General features: G+C 63.8%; 26 protein-coding genes. 12 read left to right on the top strand and 14 right to left on the bottom strand.

Translation table 11 applies throughout. From position 1 onward, the window contains the following. Nucleotides 1–88 precede the first annotated feature (88 nt). The gene (locus EO99_RS0104550) at nucleotides 89–454 is read left to right on the top strand and encodes a hypothetical protein (protein ID WP_029617460.1); all 366 of its coding nucleotides are present in this window, start codon (nucleotides 89–91) and stop codon (nucleotides 452–454) included. Here EO99_RS0104550 and EO99_RS0104555 read toward each other — a convergent pair. From EO99_RS0104555 to tsaD, 5 genes are read right to left on the bottom strand one after another with little or no spacing between them, the layout of a single operon-like run. Beyond that, nucleotides 451–1,095, bottom strand: coding sequence for a class I SAM-dependent methyltransferase (locus EO99_RS0104555; protein ID WP_029617461.1), 645 nt, complete (start codon nucleotides 1,093–1,095; stop codon nucleotides 451–453). The genes EO99_RS0104550 and EO99_RS0104555 overlap by 4 nt on opposite strands. Nucleotides 1,096–1,103: 8 nt before the next feature. Beyond that, a complete protein-coding gene (locus EO99_RS0104560; RefSeq protein ID WP_029617462.1) occupies nucleotides 1,104–1,544 on the bottom strand; it encodes an EVE domain-containing protein in 441 nt (146 codons plus the stop codon). Between the two features lie 6 nt (nucleotides 1,545–1,550). After that, complete coding sequence (locus tag EO99_RS0104565; protein ID WP_029617463.1) at nucleotides 1,551–1,844, bottom strand: YciI-like protein; 294 nt, start codon at nucleotides 1,842–1,844, stop codon at nucleotides 1,551–1,553. A 22-nt stretch (nucleotides 1,845–1,866) separates the two neighbouring features. Further along, entirely contained in the window at nucleotides 1,867–2,853 is a 987-nt protein-coding gene (locus tag EO99_RS0104570) for an NAD(P)H-dependent glycerol-3-phosphate dehydrogenase (RefSeq protein ID WP_029617464.1), read from the bottom strand. Continuing rightward, entirely contained in the window at nucleotides 2,850–3,947 is a 1,098-nt protein-coding gene (tsaD, locus tag EO99_RS0104575; protein WP_029617465.1) for a tRNA (adenosine(37)-N6)-threonylcarbamoyltransferase complex transferase subunit TsaD, read from the bottom strand. Before tsaD ends, EO99_RS0104570 begins: the two co-directional genes overlap by 4 nt. Before the next feature lie 72 nt (nucleotides 3,948–4,019). On the opposite strand from tsaD, the gene hemC reads away from it, so the two are divergent. The 6 genes from hemC to EO99_RS0104605 all read left to right on the top strand — a co-directional run bounded on the left by hemC (nucleotide 4,020) and on the right by EO99_RS0104605 (nucleotide 10,211). After that, a complete protein-coding gene (gene hemC, locus EO99_RS0104580) occupies nucleotides 4,020–4,949 on the top strand; it encodes a hydroxymethylbilane synthase (RefSeq protein ID WP_029617466.1) in 930 nt (309 codons plus the stop codon). 5 nt (nucleotides 4,950–4,954) lie between these two features. Next, a complete protein-coding gene (locus tag EO99_RS0104585; RefSeq protein ID WP_029617467.1) occupies nucleotides 4,955–5,677 on the top strand; it encodes a uroporphyrinogen-III synthase in 723 nt (240 codons plus the stop codon). Between the two features lie 91 nt (nucleotides 5,678–5,768). Then, nucleotides 5,769–7,187: a mitofilin family membrane protein gene (locus EO99_RS0104590; protein WP_029617468.1), complete on the top strand. Its 1,419-nt coding sequence runs from the start codon at nucleotides 5,769–5,771 to the stop codon at nucleotides 7,185–7,187. Between the two features lie 11 nt (nucleotides 7,188–7,198). Next, nucleotides 7,199–8,938 (top strand): heme biosynthesis protein HemY, encoded by a 1,740-nt coding sequence (locus tag EO99_RS0104595; RefSeq protein ID WP_029617469.1) that lies wholly within the window; start codon nucleotides 7,199–7,201, stop codon nucleotides 8,936–8,938. 17 nt (nucleotides 8,939–8,955) lie between these two features. Next, nucleotides 8,956–9,432 carry a tellurite resistance TerB family protein gene (locus EO99_RS0104600; protein WP_029617470.1) on the top strand — a complete coding sequence of 159 codons (477 nt, stop codon included), beginning with the start codon at nucleotides 8,956–8,958 and terminating at the stop codon, nucleotides 9,430–9,432. An 11-nt stretch (nucleotides 9,433–9,443) separates the two neighbouring features. Further along, nucleotides 9,444–10,211, top strand: a complete 768-nt coding sequence (locus EO99_RS0104605; RefSeq protein WP_029617471.1) for a glutamine amidotransferase — start codon at nucleotides 9,444–9,446, stop codon at nucleotides 10,209–10,211. 6 nt (nucleotides 10,212–10,217) lie between these two features. On the opposite strand, the gene EO99_RS0104610 is transcribed toward EO99_RS0104605, so the two are convergent. Next, a complete protein-coding gene (locus tag EO99_RS0104610) occupies nucleotides 10,218–11,453 on the bottom strand; it encodes an MFS transporter (protein ID WP_029617472.1) in 1,236 nt (411 codons plus the stop codon). 134 nt (nucleotides 11,454–11,587) lie between these two features. On the opposite strand from EO99_RS0104610, the gene EO99_RS0104615 reads away from it, so the two are divergent. Continuing rightward, nucleotides 11,588–11,878: a YggT family protein gene (locus EO99_RS0104615; protein ID WP_029617473.1), complete on the top strand. Its 291-nt coding sequence runs from the start codon at nucleotides 11,588–11,590 to the stop codon at nucleotides 11,876–11,878. Beyond that, nucleotides 11,871–12,185, top strand: coding sequence for a DUF167 family protein (locus tag EO99_RS0104620; protein ID WP_156034625.1), 315 nt, complete (start codon nucleotides 11,871–11,873; stop codon nucleotides 12,183–12,185). The genes EO99_RS0104615 and EO99_RS0104620 overlap by 8 nt, the downstream gene beginning before the upstream one ends. Here the strand turns inward: EO99_RS0104620 and ppa are convergent, their stop codons facing one another. From ppa to EO99_RS0104640, 4 genes are all read right to left on the bottom strand, one after another. Then, entirely contained in the window at nucleotides 12,186–12,719 is a 534-nt protein-coding gene (ppa, locus tag EO99_RS0104625; RefSeq protein WP_029617475.1) for an inorganic diphosphatase, read from the bottom strand. A gap of 109 nt (nucleotides 12,720–12,828) precedes the next feature. After that, complete coding sequence (locus EO99_RS0104630; RefSeq protein ID WP_029617476.1) at nucleotides 12,829–13,344, bottom strand: GNAT family N-acetyltransferase; 516 nt, start codon at nucleotides 13,342–13,344, stop codon at nucleotides 12,829–12,831. A gap of 195 nt (nucleotides 13,345–13,539) precedes the next feature. Next, entirely contained in the window at nucleotides 13,540–15,366 is a 1,827-nt protein-coding gene (gene typA, locus EO99_RS0104635) for a translational GTPase TypA (protein ID WP_029617477.1), read from the bottom strand. Nucleotides 15,367–15,499: 133 nt separating this feature from the next. Further along, nucleotides 15,500–17,587, bottom strand: coding sequence for a M3 family metallopeptidase (locus EO99_RS0104640; protein ID WP_029617478.1), 2,088 nt, complete (start codon nucleotides 17,585–17,587; stop codon nucleotides 15,500–15,502). A gap of 256 nt (nucleotides 17,588–17,843) precedes the next feature. Between EO99_RS0104640 and EO99_RS0104645 the strand changes: the two genes are divergently transcribed. Then, nucleotides 17,844–19,055, top strand: a complete 1,212-nt coding sequence (locus EO99_RS0104645; RefSeq protein WP_235776762.1) for a multidrug effflux MFS transporter — start codon at nucleotides 17,844–17,846, stop codon at nucleotides 19,053–19,055. A gap of 59 nt (nucleotides 19,056–19,114) precedes the next feature. Here EO99_RS0104645 and EO99_RS0104650 read toward each other — a convergent pair whose 3' ends face one another. Further along, nucleotides 19,115–20,338, bottom strand: coding sequence for an argininosuccinate synthase (locus tag EO99_RS0104650; RefSeq protein WP_029617480.1), 1,224 nt, complete (start codon nucleotides 20,336–20,338; stop codon nucleotides 19,115–19,117). A 169-nt stretch (nucleotides 20,339–20,507) separates the two neighbouring features. Between EO99_RS0104650 and EO99_RS0104655 the strand changes: the two genes are divergently transcribed. Continuing rightward, entirely contained in the window at nucleotides 20,508–21,368 is an 861-nt protein-coding gene (locus tag EO99_RS0104655) for an SDR family NAD(P)-dependent oxidoreductase (protein ID WP_029617481.1), read from the top strand. A 59-nt stretch (nucleotides 21,369–21,427) separates the two neighbouring features. Continuing rightward, complete coding sequence (locus tag EO99_RS0104660; RefSeq protein ID WP_029617482.1) at nucleotides 21,428–22,069, top strand: LysE family translocator; 642 nt, start codon at nucleotides 21,428–21,430, stop codon at nucleotides 22,067–22,069. A 14-nt stretch (nucleotides 22,070–22,083) separates the two neighbouring features. On the opposite strand, the gene tenA is transcribed toward EO99_RS0104660, so the two are convergent. The 3 genes from tenA to EO99_RS0104675 form a co-directional block, all read right to left on the bottom strand. Continuing rightward, nucleotides 22,084–22,746, bottom strand: coding sequence for a thiaminase II (gene tenA, locus EO99_RS0104665; protein ID WP_051679707.1), 663 nt, complete (start codon nucleotides 22,744–22,746; stop codon nucleotides 22,084–22,086). Nucleotides 22,747–22,750: 4 nt separating this feature from the next. After that, entirely contained in the window at nucleotides 22,751–23,989 is a 1,239-nt protein-coding gene (rlmN, locus tag EO99_RS0104670; protein ID WP_029617484.1) for a 23S rRNA (adenine(2503)-C(2))-methyltransferase RlmN, read from the bottom strand. Nucleotides 23,990–24,197: 208 nt separating this feature from the next. Next, entirely contained in the window at nucleotides 24,198–24,701 is a 504-nt protein-coding gene (locus EO99_RS0104675; protein WP_029617485.1) for an invasion associated locus B family protein, read from the bottom strand. Between the last annotated feature and the right edge of the window lie 154 nt (nucleotides 24,702–24,855).

Raw genomic sequence — 24,855 nt, forward strand, 5'->3', positions numbered from 1 at the left:
TCACATCAGGAATTTTCTCCACAGTCTTGGCGACTTGGTTATCCGAACTGTGTTAACCTTCCGTTAACGCTTGCGACGGAGGCTGGAGATGATCGGAAAACAACTGCTTTTGGTGGCCCTTGCTTCGGGTCTCTTTGGCATGATGGAGCTTCCGGCAATTGCTGGCGGCAACGACTGGCGGGACGGCGGTTCCCGCGGCCACAGTCTCCGCGACCATGGCCATTCTGATTTTCGCAATCTCGGCCGTTCGATCGGCTATACGACACCGGTGACCCACGTCCCCGGTGTCGGCACCTTCAGCCGTTCCGTCTGGGTGATCCGCAGAACCGAGAAGGTGGACCGCCCGCAGCCTGCACCCAAGGCGACGATCATCCAGGTCGACGAAAGCTACCTCCGCCGCTCAGACCCATGCTCCTGCGAATCAGGCGTCTGCGTCATCCGCGCAGCCAATTAGGTGAAGCGCCACACGGTCGTCTTCTTTATCTCGGCGTCCTCCAGTGCCCGGGTCACCGGCACTTCATAGGACGCCAGCGGCTCGAGACAATCCTTCGGCAGATAGCTCCGTCCCGGATCCCCGACGAGAACGATGCGCCCCTCTCCGGCCAGCCGGCGAAACCAGGGCGCGAGCGCTTCCGCAAAACCCTTGTCGTAGAAGACGTCGCCGGCAAGCACCACCTCGGCATCGACCGCCGTTCCGATCAGGTCGCCGCGCACGAAATCGACCGTCACATCGTTCGCCGCGGCATTGAGCGCAACAGCATCGGCAGCCCATGGGTCAACGTCTGCCGCCAGCACGTCGGCGGCGCCGGCATGCTTGGCCGCAATCGCCACCAGCCCGGACCCGGTGGCAAAGTCGAGCACCCGTTTTCCGGACACAGCCTCGGGATGATCCAGGATGTAGCGCGCCAGTCCCTGCCCGCCGGCCCAGGCAAAGGCCCAGAAGGGCGGCGGAAGCCCGATTTCCTCCAGCTCGTCCTCGGTCTTCTGCCACAGATCATGCGCCTCGTCGGCGAGATGCAATCGCACCTCCGGCACATGCGGTGGAGCAAGAAGCCTCGTATTGGAAAGGATGAAGCTGCGGGGATCAGTCTTCATGCACCGTGTCAATCAGGCGAGCGGGGCGGATTGTCCAGTCCGCCAAGCCGGCAGATCTCCACGTACTCCTCGTCCGTGACCGGCTGAACCGAAAGCCGCATCGATGTCACGAGCGACATGGTCTCAAACTTCGGATTGGCCTTGATCTCCTTCAGCGTCACCGGCGTGGGAAGATCGCAGATGGCGCGAATGTCCACGCAATCCCATCGCGCATCGCCATCCGCCGTCGAATCGGGATGGCTGAGCGCGCAGACCTCCACGATCCCGACGATCTCCAGCCCCTCATTGGAGTGATAGAAGAAGCCCTTGTCGCCGATCTTCATCGCCCGCATGTGATTGCGAGCCTGGTAATTGCGGACGCCCGACCACTCCTCGCCGGCATCGCCCTTGGCCTTCTGCATCTCCCAGGACCACTTGAAAGGCTCGGACTTGAACAGCCAGTATGCCATGGACGCTCAAGCCTCCGGCTTGTTGAAGACCCAGTTGTAGGGCTTCACGTCCACCGTTTCGAAGAGACCTGCCTGATAATAGGGATCGGCTTCCGCCAGAGCCCGTGCGGCGGCCACGTCCTCGGCTTCCACGATCACCAGGCTGCCGTTCGGCTTGCCCTCGTCGTCGAGGAACGGACCTGCCATCTTCAGCGTGCCATCCGCATTGAGCTTGTTGAGGTGCTCGAGATGGGCGGGCCGTGTGTCCATCCGGACGTTGAGGTGGCCGGGTTTGTCTGTGCACAGGAAGGCAAAAAGCATCGAGATCTCTCCGTTGTCTGTCTTATTCGGTGGTGATCGGGCGGGTCATCAGGCGCTCCACGGCTGCGGACACGTCGAGCTTCCCCGCGATGATGTCGGCGACGGCATTGGTGATCGGCAGCTCGATGCCATGCGTCCGGCCAAGCCCTGCCGCGATCGAGGCGGCGAACGCGCCTTCCACCAGATCGTTGCCGGCGCCCTCCGGCACCTGTTTGCCCAGCGCGATGCCATAGCGCAGATTGCGCGACTGATGGCTGGTTCCGGTCAGCACCAGGTCGCCGAGACCGGACAGCCCCCGCACCGTCTCCGGGCGGCCACCCATGCGCTCCGCAAGCCGCGACATCTCCGCAAGTCCGCGCGAGATCAGTGCAGCTCTCGCCGATTCCCCCAGTCCCGCGCCGTCCACAATGCCGCAGGCAATCGCCAGGACGTTCTTCAGCGCGCCGCCCAGCTGCGCCCCGATACGATCGGTCGAGGGGTAGAGCCGAAACGTCGGCGTGGAAAGCGTATGCGCCAGTCGTTCCGCCAGGGCGGCCTCGCCCGCCGCAATCGTCATTGCTGTCGGCAGGCCGCGCGCGATGTCGGCGGCAAAGCCGGGGCCGCTGAGGGCGGCCGCTGATCGGCCCCGCAGTTCCCGCTCGAGAACCTCCGTCAAGACGCTCCCGGACGTCCGATCGAGACCCTTGGCGCAGGTCACGACGGCGGCGTCCCTGGCAAGGTAAGGACCGTAGTAGCGGGCGGCATCCGCATGCGACTGCGACGGCATCGCAAACAGCACGATGCCGGCCTCGGAGATCGCATCCGGTTCGGCGGAGAACTGCAGCGCATCCGCCAGTGGCACGCCCGGAAGCACCGCATCATGCATCCGCATATCGCGCAAGTCGCTCATCAGCGCCGTATTGCGGCCGATGAGGGTGACGGTCGATCTGCTTTCGAGGGCCATGATCGTGGCCAAGGCCGTACCGAAGGCCCCCGCCCCGATGACGACGATGGTCGCTGTCGCACTCATGCCTTGGCTCCGCGCTTGCCTGATCCCAGCAGGGTCTGGGCATTGCTGTCGAGGGGCCAGCGGGAGCGCGGCTGAACGTCGAGCGCATCTGCGGGAAGCTCTGCTGCCATCCGCTCCAGCCCGGCCCAGGCGATCATCGCCGCATTGTCCGTGCAGAGGCGCATGGGCGGGGCCACGAACCGGAACCCGTACTCGAGGCAAAGCGCCTGCAGGGTGCGGCGGATTTCCTGGTTGGCCGCGACACCTCCGGCCACGACCAGGGCCGGCTCCGTGTCCAATCCGGAAAACTGGTCGCGAAACCGCGCAAGCCCTCGGCCGATCCGATCCTTCAGCGTGCCGGAAATGGCCTTCTGGAAGGAGGCACAGATGTCGGCCACGTCCTGGTCATCGAGCGGCGCGATGTCGGTTGCTGCCTGCCGCACGGCCGTCTTCAGGCCGGAAAAGGAAAAATCGAGCCGCGCCTCGCCGACCAGCGGCCGCGGCAGTTTGAAGCGATCGGCATCGCCGTGAAGCGCGGCCCTCTCGACGGCCGGCCCTCCCGGATAGGGGAGCCCGAGCAGCTTGGCCGTCTTGTCGAAGGCTTCGCCCAGCGCGTCGTCGATCGTCGTCCCCCAGCGTTCGTATTCGCCCACGCCGCTGACCAGCACCAGTTGCGTGTGCCCGCCGGAGACGAGAAGCATCAGATAGGGGAACGGCAGACCATCCGTCAGCCGCGCCGTCAGCGCATGGCCTTCGAGGTGATTGACAGCGTAGAGCGGCTTGCCGGCCGCACGCGCTATGGCCTTTCCGGTCATCAATCCGACCAGCAGCCCGCCGATCAGCCCCGGCCCGGATGTGGCGGCGACCGCATCGATCTCGGCGAGCGACACGTCGGCCCGCTCGAGCGCCTCTTCGATCAACCCGTCGAGCGCCTCGACGTGGGCGCGTGCCGCAATCTCCGGGACCACGCCACCGAAGGCACTGTGCTCTTCCAGTTGCGACAGCACCACGTCCGAGAGAATTTCGCCACGCCCGTCCGCATGCCGCACGACGACGGAAGCCGCCGTTTCGTCACAGCTTGTTTCGATACCGAGGATGCGAAGAAAGGTCGCCATGGGTCGATCGTTGATTGCGGGGCTGAATAAAGCCGGTTACCAAGGCCTCCGGTTAACAATGGACGAATACGGATGCAAACGAAACCTTTCCGGATCGGCACGCGCGGCAGCCCACTGGCACTGGCGCAGGCTGCAGAAACACGCGCCCGGCTGATGGCGGCGCATGATCTTCCCGAGGAGATGTTCGAGATCGTCATCCTGTCCACCACCGGCGACCGGATCGTCGACCGTCCGCTGAGCGAGATCGGCGGCAAGGGCCTGTTCACCCTGGAGCTGGAGGAGCAACTGATGTCCGGCGAACTGGATTTCGCCGTGCATTCCTCCAAGGACATGCCGACAGTGCTGCCGGACGGATTATGCCTTTCCGCCTATCTTCCGCGTGAAGACATCCGCGATGCGCTGATCGGCCGGACCGCGGCAAGTCTGACGGCTCTCCCGGACGGTGCGACCGTGGGCACGGCATCCCTGCGCCGACAGGCCCTGGTCCGTCGTATCCGGCCGGACATCCAGGTGACAATTTTCCGCGGATCCGTCGGCACCCGCCTGCGCAAGCTGGATGAAGGCCATGTCGACGCCACGCTTCTGGCGTTCGCGGGCCTGAAGCGGCTGGCGAGGGAAGAAGTGGTGACCGAACTTCTCGATCCCGCCGATTTCCCGCCGGCGCCCGCACAGGGAGCGATCTGCATCGAGAGCCGGACCGGCGACAGCCGGGTGGCCGATTTCCTCGACGCCATCAACGATCGTCCGACCTATGACGCCGTCAGCTGCGAGCGCGCCTTTCTCGGCGCCCTGGACGGTTCCTGCCGCACCCCGATCGCCGGCTATGCCCTCTGCGAGGGTGACCACCTGCGCTTCTCCGGCCTTATCCTGACACCGGACGGCCGGCAGGAATATGCCGTGGAACTGGACGGGCCTCGCTCCGAGGCCGAAAGTCTCGGCAGGCAGGCCGGAGAAACGGTGCGCGCGGCTGCAGGTCCCGGCTTCTTCGAAACCTGGAGCTGAACCAGGTGCGCGTCCTCGTCACACGACCCGAGGAGGCCGCGCGGAAAACGGCGGCGAAGATTGCGGCGCTCGGTCATCATGCCGTGATCCTGCCGCTGATGGCGGCCGAGCATCATCCGCAAGCGGCTCTGGACGCGCTCCGCCAGCCGCATGCGGCAGTTGCCGTCACCAGCGCCGAGACGGCAAGGGTTCTGCAGACCCTCGGCGGTGAAGTTCACCCTTACCTTCAGGACACGGTCTTCGCCGTGGGCGACGCGACGGCCGATGCCCTCCGCGCCACCGGCTTCGCCTCCGTTCAGGCGGCGGAGGGAACGGGCGCCAGCATGGTGGAACGCTTTCGCCCGCAGCTTCGCCAAATGACCTCCCAACGCCCGCTCCTCTACCTCGCCGGCCAACCCCGCTCTCCCGTGTTCGAAGAAGACCTGGAAGCTGCGGGTATTCCGGTCGCCACGGTCGTCAGCTACACAATGAGACCGGTCCCGATCCCGAAAGCCGCACTGTCCTCGGCCCTGGAAACACCACCCGTGGATGTTGTCCTGCTCTACTCCCGGGCGACGGCGCTGCGGTTCTTCGAACTGCCGCTTTCCGAAGAAAGCTTGATCGTCGTGTCCCGGAGCCGGATCCTCTGCCTGAGCGAGAATATCGCGCAAGCCGTACCGAAGGCCCTCGAGAGCAATGTCGAGACCGCAGCGAGCCCGGTCGAGGACAGCCTGCTGGCCCTTCTTTAGTCGTTTCCGGACCTCAAATTTCCGTCACCTCTTCCCATCCTTGGCCTTGCCCCCTAACTTCCCCCTGTAATGATGCAGGAACGAGGTCTCGATGGTCACGGATAAATCGCCCCGCCGCACGAAGTCCAACAAGGAGCCCGTGACGATCGACGGCACGGCCTCCAAGCCGGATGCGGTCGCCGAGGCGGTTCGCAGCAATGACAGCGACGACGCCGGGACATCCCCTGCGGCGACGTCATCCGCTCAGAATGCACCATCGAGTTCCGGCACCAAGCCTGGGTCCGAACCCGTGACCAGCGACGCGACCGTCTCGAAGCAGGAAACGCTCGCCGCTCCCGTTCGCAGCAACGACACGGACGACACGGCAGGGTCGGCGATGCTATCCGAGCCGGATTCCCCGCCGAAGAGCGCCCCGGCCGACGACGTGAAGACCGAACCAAAACCTGTCGCTGTCCCCGGCACTGCGGCGCGCATGAAAGACGATTCCGGTACGGACAAGTCTACTTCCAAGACGGAAACCTCCCGCCCCAGCTCCGACACCGCCTCATCTGCCGTACCGCCATCCTCGCGGACACAACCTGCAGGCAAGGGGACCGCGACCTCCACCCTGATCGCCGCCGGCATCTTCGGTGGCATCGTCGCCCTCGCTTTGGCAGGAAGCATGCAGTACGCCGGCTATCTTCCCACCGCGTCAGCGGATGGCGACGTCACCGACGACATCGCGGCACTTCGCCAGCAGGTCGAGACGCTGAGACAGGCCCCTGCGCCGGCCCCGGAGGTCGACGCGCGGCTGCAGGCCGTCGAGGCGGCCGTTGCCGCCGCGTCCGAAGGCCCCGGCGAAGAGCTGACCGCACGACTCTCCACCCTCGAGCAGGAGCTTGCTGCTCTGCGGACATCCGCGGAAGGTGTGTCGAGCGAGACCACCGGCCGCCTCGACCAGCTGCAACAGCGGCTGGAGGCCGCCGAGACGGAGCTCAACGAGCCTGGCGCCGAGGAGGCCGCCGCACAGGCGATCGCTGCCGCCGCGTTGAAGGCTGCCGTGGATCGGGGAGGTTCGTTTGAGGAAGAGCTGCAGACATTTGCCAACGTCACGCCGGACGATCCGGCGGTCGCCCAGCTGCAGTCCTACAGCGAAGGCGGCGTGCCCACGCGCTCGCAGCTCGCCGAGCAGTTTTCGGCGCTGTCCGCCGACATGCTGGAGGCCGCCCAGCAACCGGACCAGGATCAGGGCATCGCGGGCCGGCTGATGTCGAGCGCCATGTCGGTGGTCAAGGTCCGCCGGACGGGCGACGCCGAAGGCGACACGGCGGAAGCTATCGTGGCCCGGATGGAAAATGCGCTGCAGGGCGAAAACCTGCAGGACGCGGCCTCCGAATGGGAAACCCTGCCCCAGGAGGCCAAGGCGGTGTCGCAGGACTTCAAGCAGGCGCTTGATGCCCGCATCGCCATCGACGCCTTGCTCGGCGACACGCTCACGCGTGCCGTCAGCGAAACCAGAAGCTCCAACTGAAAGACGTCAGAATGATCAGATTGTTTGCGTTCATCCTCGTCGTCCTTGCTCTCGGATGGGGCTTTGCCTGGCTCGCCGATCGCCCGGGCTTCATCTCCATCGCCTGGCAGGATTACCTGATCGAAACCAGCCTCATCGTGGCCGCGACAGCCGTTGCCGCCGTCATCATTGCGATCATGGTCCTTTGGTGGCTGTTTCAGGTCATCTGGACCTCGCCGCATTCCATCCGCCGGCATTTTCGCGCCCGCAAGCGCGATCGTGGCTACCAGGCGCTTTCGACGGGCCTGATCGCGGCTGGCGCTGGCAATGCCCTTCTGGCGCGCAAGATGAGCCTTCGGGCTCAATCCCTGCTGCGCGCCGATCAGGAACCGCTGCTGCACCTTCTCGAAGCCCAGGCCGCCTTGATCGAGGGGCGCCACGACGATGCGCGGGCAAAGTTCGAGCGCATGGCCGAGGATCCGGAAACCCGCGAGCTCGGTCTGCGCGGCCTCTACGTCGAGGCGCGCCGGCTCGGCGCCGACGAGGCAGCCCGTCAATATGCGGAACGCGCCGCCGAAGATGCACCTTATCTTCCCTGGGCCGCCCAGGCGACGCTGGAATATCGCTGCCGTGCCGGTCGCTGGGACGACGCCATCCGCCTCCTGGACCAGCAGAAGGTCGCCAACGTCATCGAGAAGAAGCAGGCGGAGCGCTGGAAGGCGGTTCTCCTGACGGCCAAGGCCGGCGAACGGCTGGAAGGCGATCCGAAGGGCGCACGCGACGACGCGCTTGCCGCCCTCAAGCACGCCAAGGACCTTGTCCCGGCCGCGGTGATCGCCGCCAAGGCCTATCATCGCGAAGACAATACCCGCCGCGCCGCGTCCGTTCTCGACAGCGTCTGGAAGCTGTCGCCGCATCCGGAGATCGCCCGGGCCTATGTTCGCGCCCGCAGCGGTGATAGCGCCACCGACCGCCTGAAGCGGGCCGAGAAGCTGGAGGCGCTGCGCCCTAACAATGTCGAATCGCTGATCGCCGTCGCGGAAGCCGCCCTGGATGCGCGGGAACTCGACAAGGCGCGTGCCAAGGCCGAGGCTGCCGCCCGCATGGAACCCCGGGAAAGCGTCTACCTGCTGCTGGCCGACATCGAGGAGGCGGACACCGGCGACCAGGGCCGCATCCGCCACTGGATGGCACAGGCGCTGCGTGCGCCGCGCGATCCTGCCTGGGTCGCCGACGGCATCGTCTCGGACCACTGGATGGCCGTCTCGCCCGTCACCGGCCGTATCGATGCCTTCGAGTGGAAGGTGCCGTTCGGACAGCTCGAGGGACCGATCGAGGAAGGCGGCCTTGGTGCAAAGGCCATCGCCGAGCTCCCGCCCGTAAGCCCTGCACCCGCACCGGCCTTCTCTGCCGAAGCAATGCCCGAGCACGATCAAACCTCGCAGGACGTGAGCGATGCGGCTGCCAGCCGTTCGGAGGTCAAGACACCGGACGCCAGCACACCGGAGGTGACTGCAAAGGACGTTGGCACGAAGGACAACAAGGACCCGGAGAAGCCGAAGGCGCTCGATGAGCGGTCCCAGCAGACCAAGTCACCTGTGGTGGTTACAGCCAGCCGTGCATCCGAAAAGCCCAAGCCTGCAGCGGCAGATGCCAAAAAGGATTTGGACGAGAGCGATGACGAGCCCTTCTTCCACCGCCCCCCGGACGATCCCGGCGTGAAGGATCCGCAGGCTTCGCAGGAACCTCCCACCCGCCTTCGCCTCTTTTGACAGGACCAAAACGCATGTTGTTCGAACGGGTCCAGACCTTCATCCAGAACCTCGCGTCACGTCAGCCGGAGGACGAATATGCACCCGGCGATCCGCGGGTTGCCTTCGCCGCTCTCTGCTTCCAGGTGATGGAGGCGGACGGCAATGTCTCGGCGGATGAGCAAAGGATGCTCCGCGATCTGTTGCGGGAACGCTATCAGCTGGATGGAGAGCAACTTGCCGCGCTGATCGATGCCGGACGCGAAGCCGGGCACGAGGCGGTTGACTATTATCGCTTCACCTCGGATCTTAAGCGTCATCTCGACGAGGAAGAACGCGTCGAACTGCTGGGGATCCTGTGGGATCTCGTGCATGCCGACGGGGAGCGCAGCGAGATGGAGGATCACGTGATCTGGCGGATCGCGGATCTTCTGGGGGTTTCGGCGCGCGACCGGGTTCTTCAGCGCCAGCAGGCAGCCGCACGTCAACCGGGAGGAGACGCGGGAGACGAGTAGAAAGACAAACGATGCGAATGACACCGTCCCAGGGCACGAACAAACTCCCGGTTCTGATCGTGCTCCATCAGGAAACCTCCTCTCCCGGTCGCGTCGGGCAGATGCTGGTGGAGATGGGCTACCCGCTCGATATCCGCCGGCCTGTTCTGGGTGATCCGCTGCCTCCGACCCTGGCCCATCATGCCGGGGCCGTGATCTTTGGCGGCCCGATGAGTGCCAATGATCCCGAACCCTACGTCAAGGCGGAGACCGACTGGATCGCCGTGCCGCTGAAGGAGAACAAGCCCTTCCTCGGCATCTGCCTCGGTGCCCAGATGATGGTGCGCCACCTCGGCGGAACCGTCGGACCCGAGAAGGATGGCCTCACGGAGATCGGCTGGTATCCGCTGCGCGCAACCGAACACGGTCGGCTGCTGATGCCGCAGTGGCCTCGGATGGTCTACCATTTCCACCGCGAAGGCTTCAGCCTGCCGCACGGTGCGCAGCGCCTTGCCGAAGGCGACATCTACCCGAACCAGGCAATCCGCTACGGAGACAACGCCTGGGGCGTGCAGTTCCACGCCGAGCTGACGCGGGCGATGATGCAGCGCTGGGTGGTCCGCGGCGAACATCGCTTCATCATGCCGAATGCGCAGAAGGGCAGCGAGCATCTGGAAGGCCGGATGATCTTCGACGCTCCCCTGCGCCACTGGCTGTCGAACTTCCTGTCGCTCGTTTTTGAACGCGGGGAAGAGACGCAGCGAGCCGGAGCTGACGTGGATCGACGCAGAAGCGCCTGATCGCCGTTACCGATCGGGCGCATCCAGACTGTCGATCTTGCGCAGTTGCGGGAAACGCATCGCCCACAGGGCGGCAACGGCCAGCGTGCCCGCTCCGCCGATCACGACCGCGGGCACGGCCCCGAAGACCGAGGCCATCGTGCCGGCGCGAAACTCGCCGAGTTCGTTGGAGGCACCCACGAACACCATATTGACGGCGTTGACGCGGCCTCGCACCTCATCCGGCGTCCAGAGCGCGATCAGGGTCTCTCGCACGAACACCGAAATCATGTCCGATGCGCCCATCAGCATCAGCGCCACGACCGACAGCCATACGGTTTCCGAGAGGCCGAAGACGATGGTGCCGGCCCCGAACAGGGCCACCCCGACGAACATGAACGCGCCGGCATGGTGGCGGATCGGGTAGAATGCAAGGCAGAGCGCGACGGTCACCGCGCCGATTCCGGGCGCCGCACGCAGCAGACCGAGCCCCCAGGGGCCCAGCACCAGGATGTCGCGCGCAAAGATCGGCATCAGCGCCACGGCGCCCCCCAGCAGCACGGCGAAGAGATCAAGGGAGATCGCCCCGAGCACCACTTTTTCCTGGCCGATGAAACGGAAGCCCGCGAGGATCTCGCTCCAGCTGACCGTCCGCGTCCCGGTGTGCTGGGCCGGCTTGGGGATCAACACGATGAGCAGGCCCGCCAGCGCCAGGAACGTCAGGGCGACGGAGTAGGCGGCCACGGCGCTGACGCCGTAGAGCAGGCCGCCGGCAACCGGCCCGACGATCGAGGCGGTCTGCCATGAGGAGGAATTCCAGGCGATCGCATTGGCAAGGTCCCGCTCGGGAACCAGGTTTGGGGCGAGCGACTGGACGGCAGGCCCCATGAAGGCGCGTTCGATGCCGAAGACCGTCAGGATGGCAAACACCAGCCAGGGCATGAACATGTCGGCGACCGTCAGCATCAAGAGGGCGGCTGCGCAGACGGCACCGACGCCAAGGCAGATCGCCACGATCACCCGGCGATTGTAGCGGTCCGCGACGGAGCCGGTCACCAGGATCAGCAGCAACGAGGGCATGAACTGGAAGAGGCCGATCAGCCCGAGATAGAGCGCGCTGCCTGTCTCGTCGTACATCTGCCAGCCGACGGAGACGCTGATGATCTGGATCGCAAAGGCGGCGAGAAAGCGGGAGGTGAAGAAACGGGCGTAGGATGCGTGCCTGAAAGCCGCAAACCGATCATCGGCAGTGAAGGTGGACATCGACGGGAGACTTTCAACACGCCGGGCACAATCCGCGACCCACGTTAAACATGATTCGGATCGCGCGCCGGCACGGCACTTGCTCGTTAGTTCCCCAATGTCTACATGTCTGTCAACAACAAATGGAGACCTGAATGCTCGCGCTGTTCCAGACGATTGACCTGGCCCTGAACCTCTATACTTGGGTGCTGATCGGCAGCGCCATCTTCTCATGGCTCTACGCCTTCAACGTCATCAATTCGAGCAACCAGTTCGTTGGTGCGATCGGCAGCTTTCTCTATAACGTCACCGAGCCGGTGTTGCGGCCGATCCGGCGCATCATGCCCAACCTCGGCGGCATCGACATCTCGCCGATCATCGTCCTGCTGATCATCTTCTTCCTGCGCTCGCTTCTCTGGACAAGCATCTACCCGCTCTTTGCGTGAAGTGCCCTATAGCTCCCACGCGGATCATGTCCGCCTGACGGTCCGGCTGACACCGGGCGCGTCACGGGATGGTCTGGAGGGTTTCGCGACTCTGGCCGACGGCGAATGCGTCCTGAAGGCGCGGGTGACCGCAGTCGCCGAAGCGGGCAAGGCGAACAAGGCGCTGGTGGCGCTTGTCGCCAAGTCGCTGCGTCTCCCGAAGAGCGCGATTTCCATCATCAGCGGCGAGACGGCGCGCAAAAAAATCCTCCGGATCGATGGCGACCCGGAGGATGTTAGCGCAAGAATTCTGGCGCTCGGCAGCTGATTACTTGCTGGCCTTGTAGCGCTCGATGGCTTCGACGATCAACGACTTGGCGACGTCGACGTCCTGCCAGCCGCCGATCTTCACCCACTTGCCGGGCTCCAGATCCTTGTAGTGCTCGAAGAAGTGCTCGATCTGCTTCAGCGTGATCTCGGGCATGTCGGTGTAGTTTTTGATCTTGTCGTAACGCTGGGTCAGTTTCGGAACCGGCACGGCCAGGATCTTCTCATCCTTGCCGCCGTCGTCTTCCATCACCATCACGCCGATCGGACGGACATTGATGACGCAGCCGGGCACCAGCGGCCGGGTATTGCAGATCAGCACGTCGATCGGGTCGCCGTCTTCCGAAAGCGTGTGCGGCACGAAGCCGTAGTTTCCGGGATAGGTCATCGGCGTATAGAGGAAACGGTCGACGACCAGCGCGCCGGCCTCCTTGTCCATCTCATACTTGATCGGGTGGCCGCCGACGGCGACCTCGACGATCACATTGATGTCTTCAGGCGGGTTCTTCCCTATGGAGATCGCATCGATACGCATTCTGGTTCCCGGGGTGAGGTTGGATGATGGGCTTCGATACTGGGAAAAATGCTGCGAGGCAACACGCCTTTCGTCGCCGAAGAGGCGGAACATGCAGACAAGCGCAAGCTTATGCCAGGCGTGGCCAGACGAAGCCGATCTTGCGCAACGACGTGCCGCCGAAATCTTCCATGCCCTCGACCATGTCGAGGCCACCATGGCGGCGGAAGAAGCGGGAGGCATGCTCGCTGTCCTCGAGGCACCAGACGACCAGCCCCTGGCAGCCCAGCGACTTCAACAGACGCCGGCTCTCCCCGAACAGGCGGCGACCGAGGCCGATCCCCTGGAATTCGGGGCGCAGGTAGATTTCGTAGACTTCGCCGTCATAGGGCAGCGCCTTTGCCCGATTGAGCCCGATCGTGGCATAGCCCGCAATGGTGCCCGCAACATCCAGCACGAGAAGCGTCGCCGGGCCACGGCTAGCCTTGCGCCACCAGACTTCCCCGCGGCGTTCGATCATCTGCGTCAACGGCTTGTGCGGGATGAGCCCAGCATAAGCCTGGCTCCACGACATTCGGTGTGTCTCCGAGACGGCGCGGGCATCCTGCGGCTCGGCGCGCCGCACATCGATGGACAACGTTTTCATAACGTGACTCTGGACCCAATCATCGGGTTTAACGAGAACATGATACATCATCGGAACGTCTGTCCCCAGACCAGGAACAATCGCTCTTTGATCTACGTTAACGCCTTTTTAACCGCTCCCACAAGCCTGCCCCAGTTAAAGACACAAAAGAAAAACCCGGCACATGGCCGGGTTTTTTTTGGTCTTGCTGCTCGCTCAGCCGGCAGCCTTGGCCTTGCCGAATCGCTTGCGATCGTTCGCATCAAGGTATGTCTTGCGCAGCCGGATCGACTTTGGCGTGACTTCCATGAGTTCGTCATCCTGGATCCAGGACAGCGCCCGGTCGAGCGTCATGCGGATCGGCGGCGTCAGCTTGACGGCTTCGTCCTTGCCCGCAGAACGAATGTTGGTCAGCTGCTTGCCCTTCAGGACATTCACTTCCAGATCGTTCTCGCGCGAGTGGATGCCGACGATCATGCCCGCATAGACCTTTTCACCCGGCTCGATGATCATCGGGCCGCGATCCTCCAGGTTGAACATGGCATAGGCGACCGCTTCACCCGACTGGTTGGACAAGAGAACGCCGTTGTTGCGGCCGCTGATCTCGCCCTTGAACGGCTGGTAGTCGTGGAACAGGCGGTTCATGATCGCCGTGCCGCGGGTGTCGGTCAGAAGTTCGGACTGGTAGCCGATCAGGCCGCGGGTCGGCGCGTAGAACACCAGACGGACGCGATTGCCGCCGGACGGACGCAGTTCCGTCATCTCGGCCTTGCGCTCGGACATCTTCTGCACGACGACGCCCGAATGCTCCTCGTCGACGTCGATCACGACTTCTTCGATCGGCTCCATCAGCGTTCCGTTTTCGTCCTTGTGCATCACGACGCGCGGACGTGATACGGCAAGTTCGAAGCCTTCGCGACGCATGGTCTCGATCAGGACGGCAAGCTGCAATTCGCCGCGACCGGAAACGTAGAAGGAATCCTTGCCTTCCGACTCCTCGATCTTCAGCGCGACATTGCCTTCGGCTTCCTTGAACAGACGATCGCGGATGACGCGGCTCGTGACCTTGTCGCCTTCGGTGCCGGCCAGCGGGCTGTCGTTGACGAGGAAGGACATGGTGACGGTCGGCGGATCGATCGGCTGGGCCGACAGCGGCTCGCTGACCGACGGGTCGCAGAAGGTATCGGCCACGGTGCCCTTGGAAAGGCCGGCGATCGCCACGATGTCACCCGCATGGGCTTCGTCGATGGCGGTGCGCTCGATGCCGCGGAACGCCAGGATCTTCGAAATGCGGCCGGTTTCGACCACCTTTCCGTCTTGGCCCAGAACCTTGACGGACTGGTTCGGCTTGATCGAACCCGAATGGATGCGACCGGTGATGACGCGGCCGAGGAAGGGGTTGGCTTCCAGAAGCGTGCCGATCATGCGGAAGGCGCCGTCTTCATCGCCGACGCTCGGCTCGGGCACATGCTCCATCACCAGGTCGAGAAGCGGTGCAAGACCCTGGTCCTTCGGACCTTCCGGGTTGACGTTCATCCAGCCATCACGGCCAGAACCGTAAAGGATCGGGAAATCGAGCTGTTCGTCCGTCGCGTCGAGACTTGCGAAGAGATCGAAGACCTCGTTGATGACTTCCTCGTGGCGGCCGTCTGGACGGTCGATCTTGTTGATTGCGACGATCGGACGAAGACCGACCTTCAGGGCCTTGGAGACCACGAACTTGGTCTGCGGCATCGGGCCTTCCGAGGAGTCGACGAGAACGATCGCCCCGTCCACCATCGACAGGATACGCTCGACCTCGCCGCCGAAGTCGGCGTGGCCGGGGGTGTCGACGATGTTGATGCGGGTGTTCTTCCATTCGACGGACGTGGCCTTCGCCAGGATGGTGATGCCCCGTTCCTTTTCGAGGTCGTTGGAATCCATCACGCGCTCAGCGACACGCTGGTTTTCGCGGAAGGAGCCCGACTGCTTCAGCAGCTCGTCCACGAGGGTCGTTTTTCCATGGTCAACGTGCGCGATAATCGCGATGTTGCGAATTTTCATAAGTTGGATCTCTGGCCTTGGGCGCGAAAACGGGAGGAGGCGCCAAACTTCGTTGGCGCGCTCTTAGCCTATTTTTCGCATTTGCGAAAGAGGGGCCGCGCAGGCTTGCGCAATGGCAGCTATGCGGGGGCGATCATGCGTCGCTGCCCGACAACTCCTCGAGCATCGCCAGGCCCTTCTTCCTCAACATTGCCTCCGGGTCCGGCAGCTTGCCCCGGAAAGCCTTGTAGGCATCTTCGGGGTCGATCGAGCCGCCAACCGAATAGATGTTGTTCTTGAGCTTTCGTGCCGTCACCGGATCAAAGGCGTCGCCGGCTTCCTCGAAGGCTGCGAAGGCGTCGGCATCAAGGACCTCGGACCACATATAGGAATAGTAGCCGGCCGAATACCCGTCACCGGAAAACACGTGCTGGAAGTGCGGTGTCGCGTGGCGCATCACGATGGACTGCGGCATGCCGATCCCTTCCAGCACTTCCGCCTGCACCTTCATCGGCTCCTCCACGCTCGTCCTCGTGTGGAAGGCCATGTCGACGAGTGCCGAGGAGGTGAACTCCACGGTCGCAAACCCGGCATTGAACGTGCGGGCGGCGAGCACCTTGTCGAGCAGCTCCTTGGGCATGGGCGCGCCGGTATCGACGTGGATGGCATATTTCTGCAGGATCTCGGGCACCGTCAGCCAGTGTTCGTAAAGCTGTGACGGCAGTTCCACGAAGTCGCGCGCCACGCCGGTTCCGGCCACCGAGGGATAGGTGACGTTCGACAGCATGCCATGCAGGGCGTGGCCGAACTCGTGGAAGAGGGTGCGGGCATCGTCGATCGACAGCAGCGCCGGCTTGCCGGCCGAAGGCTTTGCAAAGTTGCAGACGTTGTAGATGATCGGGATCTCGCCTTCCGCGCCGTTCTTCAGCGTCAGCTTGTGCTGCGACTGGAACGAACTCATCCAGGCGCCGGAACGCTTCGACGACCGCGCGAAGTAGTCGCCTAGGAACAGTGCCTTCAGCGTTCCGTCTTCGTCGTGGATCTCGAACACCCGCACGTCCGGATGATAGGCCGGCACATCCTTGACCTCGGTGGCGCTGATGCCGAACACCCGGCTGGCGACATCGAAGCAGGCTTCGATGATCTTCTCCAGCTGCAGGTAGGGCTTCAGCTCCGACTCGGAAAAGTTGAACGTCCGGTGCCGCAGCTTCTCGGCGTAGTGACGCCAGTCCCACGGCATGACCTCATGGTTGCCGCCTTCCTCCGCGATGAGACCGGCAAGGCTCGCCTCCTCCTCCAGCGCCCGCTTGCGCGCCTTCTCCCATACCGCCATCAGCAACCCGTTCACTGCTTCCGGCGTCTTTGCCATGGTGTTGTCGAGCTTGAAGGCGGCGAAGCTGTCGTACCCGAGCAGCTTTGCCCGCTCGGCCCGCAGCTCCAGCGTTTCCCGAACGATGGCGAGATTGTCCGTCTCGCCGCCGTTTGCGCCGCGCGCGGTCCAGGCGCGAAAGGCCTGCTCCCGAAGGTCACGTCGCTCTGAAAAGGTGAGGAACGGTTCGATGATGGACCGCGACAGCGTCACGGCATAGCCGTCCTCGTGCCCGCGGTCACGGGCCGCCGACGCCATGGCCTCGCGCAGGAAGGGCGGCAGTCCGGCAAGATCGGCTTCCTCTGTCAGAACCAGGGCCCAGGTCTTCTCGTCCGCCAGCACGTTCTGGCCGAATTTGGCCCCCAGGCTGGCGAGGCGCTCGCTGATGGCGGCCAGCCGCTCCTGTTCGGGCTTTGCCAGCTGCGCACCGCTGCGGACGAAACCCTTCCAGTGGCGCTCGAGGACACGTCCTTCCTCGACCGACAGTCCCAGCGTGTCGCGCTTTGCCCAGAGGTCGTCGACCCGCTTGAACAGGACCTCATTCATGGAAAACCGCGAATAATGGCGCGACATCTTCGGCGCGATGTCCCGCTCCAGCGCCTGGATCACGTCATTGGTGTGGGCACCCGCCTTGTTCCAGAACAGGGCCGAGATGCGCGACAGCTCGTCACCGGCAATCTCCAGCGCGACGATGGTATTTTCCATCGTCGGCGGCTCCGGATTGGCGGCAATGGCGTCGATCTCCGCGTCGTGCTTCTCCATGGCCGCATCGAAGGCGGCGGCGAAATCCTCGTCCTTCACCAGGTCGAAGCGCGGCAGCCCCTGATGTCCGTTCCAGTCGATGAGCGCGGGATTGATGTGAAGCTGCGGCATGCGAAACCCTTTGTTCTGGTGCCATCCGTCGATGGAGAGAGACGTATCTTCTTATCTGGGACGTTAGCCGATCCATGCAACCAGCCAAGCGATAAAGCGCACGGTAATTCGCACGCCGCACAAAGTCTTGGTGCGAAGCCTTGCCTGCGCGAGGAAAGGGCGTAAGTCTTGCTCAACCCCGGCTGTCAGCTGCTGAGCAAGGCCGGACGCAATGCAGCTTATTCGGCAAGGTTCGACTTTGCCCCCATGGCGAAGAATGAAAACCGACAATCAGCTCCCTATCCCGACTATGTCCGCGAGCCGCACCTCGCTGCTGGGCGCCCTTCTGGCGGCGCTCGGCCCTGTTTCCATGGCCATTTACACGCCTGCCATGCCGGAACTGGTCCGCGCCTTCGGCACCACGGATGCGGCCATCAAGCTCAGCCTCTCGGTCTATTTCGGTGGCTTTGCCGTCACCCAGCTGTTGTCCGGCCCGACATCGGACGCCTTCGGCCGCCGCAAGGCGACCCTAGGCTTCCTGATGATCTACCTGATCGGCAGCCTGGTGGCCGCCTTCGCCCCGACGGTCGACTGGCTGCTGGCCGGCCGCCTGATCCAGGGCATTGGCGCCTCCGTCGGCATCACCGTGTCGCGTGCCATCGTGCGCGACCAGTTTACCGGCGCTGAAGCCTCTCGCATCCTCAACATGATTGGCATCATGCTGGCCATCGGCCCGGCAGCAGGCCCGACTCTGGGCGGCCTCGCCCTGACGTTCTTCAACTGGCAGGCGGTGTTTTTCCTGATGGTCGGCTTCGGGCTGGTCAGTTGCATTGCGGTCGGCCTGCTGATGAAGGAAACCACGATCCCCGATCGCGCCCTCATCCGCCCATCACGCCTGATTGGCTCCTACCGAACGCTGATCGCCGACCCGCAGGTACTCCTCTCCGCCCTCGTGCTGGCCGGCACGGTTGGCGCGCTCTATGCGCAGGCGACCATGCTGCCCTTCGTCCTGATCAACAGGGTCGGGCTGACCCCCGGCCAGTTCGGCCTCGGCATGCTGATGCAATCGGGCTTCTTCTTTCTGGGCTCCGTCAGTCTTCGGGTCTTGGCAAAACGCCTCGGCCAGAACGGCGCCCTGCGCACCGGGCTGACCCTGGCCGGTCTCGGCGGCACGATGATCGCTCTCTCGGTCCACCTGGTCGAGCCGACCTTCCTGTCCATCATGGTACCGGTGGCGTTCTGCGCCTTCGGCATGGCCTTCGTCATTCCCGATATCACGACAGCGGGTTTACAGCCCCATCCCAGGATCGCCGGCTCGGCGGCAGCCCTTCTCGGTTTCATCCAGATGGGCGCGGGCTTCCTCGGTGGCGTTGCCGCAGCCCTCATCGGCGACCCGCTGCTGGCCTTTGGCACCGTGATACCGCTGATGAACCTCATGGCGATCCTGGCCTATTTCGGTTTTCTCAACGTCCGCAAGCGCCGGACATGAAAAAGCCCGCCGGTGGTTCGTCCACAGGCGGGCTGATGGTTCACCGGTTCTTGAGCCGGTTAGTTCGACAGGTTGCGCTTGCCGAGCGTGCGCAGGCGCAGCGCGTTGAGCTTGATGAAGCCTGCTGCATCCTTCTGGTCGTAGGCGCCCTGATCGTCCTCGAAGGTGACCAGCTGGTCCGAATACAGTGACTTCGGCGACTCGCGGCCGATGACCATGACATTGCCCTTGTAGAGCTTCAGCGTCACTTCGCCTTCCACATGCTCCTGGCTCCGGTCGATGGCGGCCTGCAGCATTTCGCGCTCCGGGGAGAACCAGAAGCCGTAGTAGATGAGTTCCGCATAGCGCGGCATCAGCTCGTCCTTGAGGTGCGCGGCGCCCCGGTCGAGGGTGATCGACTCGATGGCCCGGTGCGCCGACAGGAGGATCGTGCCGCCGGGTGTTTCGTAGACGCCGCGCGACTTCATGCCGACGAAGCGGTTTTCCACGAGATCGAGGCGGCCGATGCCATTGTCGCGGCCGTAGTCGTTCAGAGCCGCAAGCAGTGTCGCCGGGCTCATGCGCACGCCGTTGATGGAGACGGCATCGCCCTTTTCGAAGCCGACCTTGATGACCGTCGCCTTGTCCGGGGCAGCTTCCGGCGAGATCGTGCGCATGTGCACATATTCCGGCGCCTCGACCGACGGATCCTCGAGAACCTTGCCCTCGGACGAGGAGTGCAACAGGTTGGCGTCGACGGAGAAGGGCGCCTCGCCCTTCTTGTCCTTGGCGACCGGGATCTGGTGCTGTTCGGCAAATTCCAGAAGATCGGTGCGGCTCTTGAACGCCCAGTCGCGCCATGGCGCGATGATCTTGATATCCGGGTTCAACGCATAGGCGGAAAGCTCGAAGCGGACCTGGTCGTTGCCCTTGCCGGTCGCGCCATGGGCGATGGCATCGGCGCCGGTCTTCTTCGCGATATCGATGAGGTGCTTGGAAATCAGCGGGCGGGCAATCGAGGTGCCGAGCAGATAGACGCCCTCGTAGACGGCATTGGCGCGGAACATCGGGAAGACGAAATCGCGCACGAATTCCTCGCGCACGTCCTCGATGAAGATCTCCTTGATCCCCATCATCTCGGCCTTCTTGCGCGCCGGCTCGAGCTCTTCGCCCTGGCCGAGGTCGGCCGTGAAGGTCACGACTTCGGCGCCGAGTTCCGTCTGCAGCCACTTGAGAATGATCGAGGTATCGAGACCGCCGGAATAGGCGAGAACGACTTTCTTCACGTCTTTGGGGAGTGCCATATTGGTTTCGTCCGTCCGGATGATGATGACTGTGCGCCAAGGGCCAGGAATGGCCGGCACTTTTAGCGAGTTTGCCGGGAGGTGCAAGATGTGACGCCTCTGTCATGTTGACGGCGTCTGATGCAGCGCCACATTGGTGGCTTGCATCCAGCGATCAGAGGAGCCCACCATGGCCGAAATTCATCCTGCCCTGACGAAGGGCAATGTCGCCGTCATCACCGGTGCAGCCTCGGGCATCGGCCTTGCGGCCGCCAAGCGCTTCGCCGAACTTGGTCTGTGCATCGTGCTTGCCGACCTGGAGGGCGACGCCCTGGCAGACGCCTGCCGCGCGGTTGCCGCGATCGCCGAAGGCGGCGAAGCGGACGTCACGCCGATCGGCACCGACGTGTCGCAGCCGGACCAGCTGGAATCACTTGAGCGCGCCGTCCTGCAGAAGTATGGCCGCGTGCATGTCCTGATGAACAATGCCGGCATCCAGCCGGGCAGCGCCCTCTTCGGAGCGCAGGCGAACTGGGACAGGGTCCTGGGCGTCAATCTGATGGGCGTGATCAACGGCAGCCGCATCTTCGGGCCCGGCATGATGGCCCACGGCGAGCCCTCGCTGATCATCAACACCGGCTCCAAGCAAGGCATCACCACGCCGCCCGGGGACCCAGCCTACAACGTCTCCAAGGCCGGCGTGAAGGCCTTCACGGAAGCGCTTCAGCATGAACTGCGCAACACGCCGGACTGCGCCGTCAGCGCCCACCTGCTGATCCCGGGCTTCGTCTTCACCGGACTGACGGCGCGCGGACGCGTGGAAAAGCCGGAGGGTGCCTGGACGCCGGAACAGACGGTCGATTTCATGCTCGAGGGCCTCGCCCGCGGCGATTTCTACATCCTCTGCCCCGACAACGAGGTCGATCGCGCCACCGACGAACGGCGCATCCTCTGGGCAGCAGGTGACGTCGCCGAGAACCGGCCGCCTCTTTCGCGCTGGCATCCGGATTATGCGGAGGCCTCGAAGGCCTTCATCGCCAGCCGTGGCTGATTGGCAGTTCAGGGAAAGCCGGGTAAGGATGCGGGCCAGACCAGCCTGTTGAGGGATCCATGGACCTCCTGCCGAACCTGCCCACGCTCCTCGCCTTCACCGCGGCCAGTCTGCTGCTGGCCGTGACGCCCGGTCCGGACATGACCCTCTCGATCAGCCGGGCGCTGGCGCAGGGACGAGGACCGGCGCTCTACGTCGTAGTCGGCACCTCGACCGGCATCCTGATCCACACGCTGCTCGTGGCCTTCGGGATTTCCGCGCTGATCACCGCCTCGCCCACGGCCTTCTTCATCCTGAAGACCGGCGGGGCCGCCTACCTTCTGTGGCTCGCCGTCCAGGCCATCCGCTTCGGCTCGAACCTCTCGATCGAAAGAGTGGAGGGCGCCAAAAGCTCGGCGCTGGCCAACGTCTCGATGGGACTCTGGGTCAACCTGCTCAACCCCAAGGTCATCATCTTCTTCATGACCTTCCTGCCGCAGTTCGTGACGGCGGGCGACCCGGCCGTCACCGAAAAGCTGATCTTCCTCGGCGTCTACTTCATCGTGGTGTGTTCGCCGGTCAACGTCATCGTCATCCTGCTGGCCGACCGTTTGGCGGGCTGGCTGCAGGCCAATCCGAAGGTCCTGCGCGGCATCGACTACACGTTCGCGGGTGTGTTCTCGGTCTTTGCGATGAAGATCTTCCTCACCCAGGCGCGCTGAGGCCAGGCGTCCCGTCAGGCGAGGTCGAGACCCATCTGCCAGAAGTCCGCTTCCAGGAGAGTGGCATCGCCAAACACCGTCGCGAGCTGGTCCATGCGCTGAGCGTCGACGCCCGCAAGCCGCCGGTTCAGCCACTCCAGCTCGGAAGCGACCAGCGCCTGGTATTCGTCGCCGGCATACATGGCGATCCACTCCGCATAGGGATTGCCTTCGTGCTTGGTAAAGGGCTGGCGCAGGATCCAGCTCGCGATCTCGCCATAGCCGATGATGCAGGGCGCCAGCGCCACATGCAGGTCGAGCAGATCGCCGCTCATGCCGGCGTCCAGGACATAGCGGGTATAGGCAAGCGTCGCCCGCGACGCCGTCAGCTTTGAGAGCGCCGCCTCGTCGATGCCCCAGGAAACGCAGTAGTTCACATGCAGCCCGATCTCGACGTCGACGATCGCCTTGAGGCTGTCGAGCCCCTGTCGGATCTCGGAGAGGTCGCGGCTCTTGTAGACGGCAAGCCCCCAGGCCCGGGCGAACTGCACCAGAAACAGATAGTCCTGCTTCAGGTAATGCTGGAAAGCCGGTTCCGGCAGCGTTCCCGCCGCCAGGTCCCGCACGAAGCGGTGCTCGCAGTAGGCCTGCCAATCGGGGGCGCTGCGCGCCTTCAGGCTTTCAAACGGCGTCGTCACGGGATCAGTCGTCTTCGCCGTGGCCGGCAATCATCATCGCCTCGAACGCCATGCGCTCGGTCTTGCGCATCCGCTCCGATTCCGACTTCAGCTGGCCGCAGGCCGCCAGGATGTCGCGGCCGCGCGGCGTGCGGATCGGCGAGGCAAAGCCTGCCTGGTTGACGAAGTCGGCGAACCGCTCGATCGTCGCCCAGTCGGAACACTGGTAGTTGGTGCCCGGCCACGGGTTGAACGGGATCAGGTTGATCTTCGCCGGCACGCCCTTCAGGAGCTTCACCAGTTCCTTGGCGTCCTCCAGGCTGTCGTTTACATCCTTCAGCATCACGTATTCGAAGGTGATGCGGCGGGCGTTCGACAGGCTCGGATAGGCGCGGCAGGCCTCCATCAGCTCCTTCAGCGGGTATTTCTTGTTGATCGGCACCAGCATGTCGCGCAGTTCGTCTCGCACTGCATGCAGCGAGATTGCCAGCATCACGCCGATCTCCTCGCCGGTCCGGTAGATTTCCGGAACCACACCGGACGTCGACAGCGTCACGCGCCGCTTGGACAGCGAAAGCCCGTCGCCGTCGGTGGCGATCAGCAGCGCCGTCTTGACCGCCTCGAAATTATAGAGGGGCTCGCCCATGCCCATCATCACGATGTTGGTGACCTTGCGATCACTCGACGGGATCATCGATCCCTGCGGCACGTCGAGATCCGGGAAGTCGCCCAGACGGTCGCGGGCCAGCAGCAGCTGAGCCAGAATTTCTTCGGCCGTCAGGTTGCGCACCAGCTTCTGCGTGCCGGTGTGGCAGAAGGAACAGGTCAGCGAACAGCCGACCTGGCTGGAGATGCAGAGCGTCCCGCGGCCTTCCTCGGGAATGTAGACCGTCTCGATTTCAACGGGACGGCCGGCGCCCCGCGGCGGAAACCGCAGCAGCCACTTGCGGGTGCCGTCGCCGGAAATCTGCTCCTCCACCACCTCCGGACGCGCGATCGTGAAACGCCTCTTCAGCATTTCGCGCATGTCCTTGGCGACATTGGTCATCGCGTCGAAATCGGACACGCCGCGGATGTAGAGCCAATGCCAGAGCTGGCTGACGCGCATGCGCACCTGCTTTTCCGGCACGCCCTGTTCCCTGAGCGCCGCGCCCATTTCTTCGCGCGTCAAGCCGATCAGCGACGGTTTCGTCCCTGCAAGGTCGGGTCTTGCGACAAGCGGTGCTTTGACCGCAGGGTCGAGAACAGCTTCGGAAACTGACATCATCTTGTCCTGTTCAAACGCATGCGGACACCGCGGTCGGCGGCAGGTCGGGCATGTTGTGGCTTGAGCACTTCGCGTCGGCAAAGGCCGAACGATCAACTTTGGCGCGGCACTTACCATCAAATCGGTGCGGCGTCACCAGTCTTCAAGACGCACCAAGGGCCGGTCTACCGACCGGCCCTTGGTGGAAGGCATGGAAATGGGACGATTACTTGCAGGTTTCGATCTGCTTCAGTGCCGCGGAAATGCCGGAGAGGGAATAGGAGTACGACGTGTTGGTGCCGCGTCCGGACGTCGCGCTGACCGTCATCGAGGTGCCGCCTTTCATGGCCGCGACGAGCGCAGGCTCTTCGGCCGCATTCTCCACCCAGGCCGCCTTGTCCTTGGTGAACATCACGAAGGTCTTGCCGTCGATGGTGACGTTGACCTTGGAGCTCGCCTGCAGCGGATAGCCCATCATCGCCTGCGGCTCATAGGAAATGTTCTGGCCCGGACGCTGCGACACGATGAAGAAGATATCGCCGTGATCGACGCTCGCCGGCTCCTTGGCGGTCGGGACCGACAGAACGTAGCAGACGGTGCTGCCGGACGAATTGTAGGAATAGGCACCCCACGCCTTGAACTGCTGGATACGGGTGGGCGATTGCGCCGATGCAATGCCGGCGCTTGCCAGCACGAGGGCCATTGCGGTTGCTACGGTTTTTACAGACATGGTTTCCTGCCGCTTCTTCGATTGCGCCGATAAGGCAAGCCTGGTCAGGCATCATCACGATTCGGTTTAATTTGACTTAATTGCGGTTACCAAACCGTCAACGGCAGGCATAAGAGATCATCACCGTCATCCCCCATGCCTCGACCCACTGACT

Origin of the sequence: Pseudorhizobium marinum (assembly GCF_000705355.1) — a bacterium.
Lineage (GTDB): Bacteria > Pseudomonadota > Alphaproteobacteria > Rhizobiales > Rhizobiaceae > Neorhizobium > Neorhizobium pelagicum.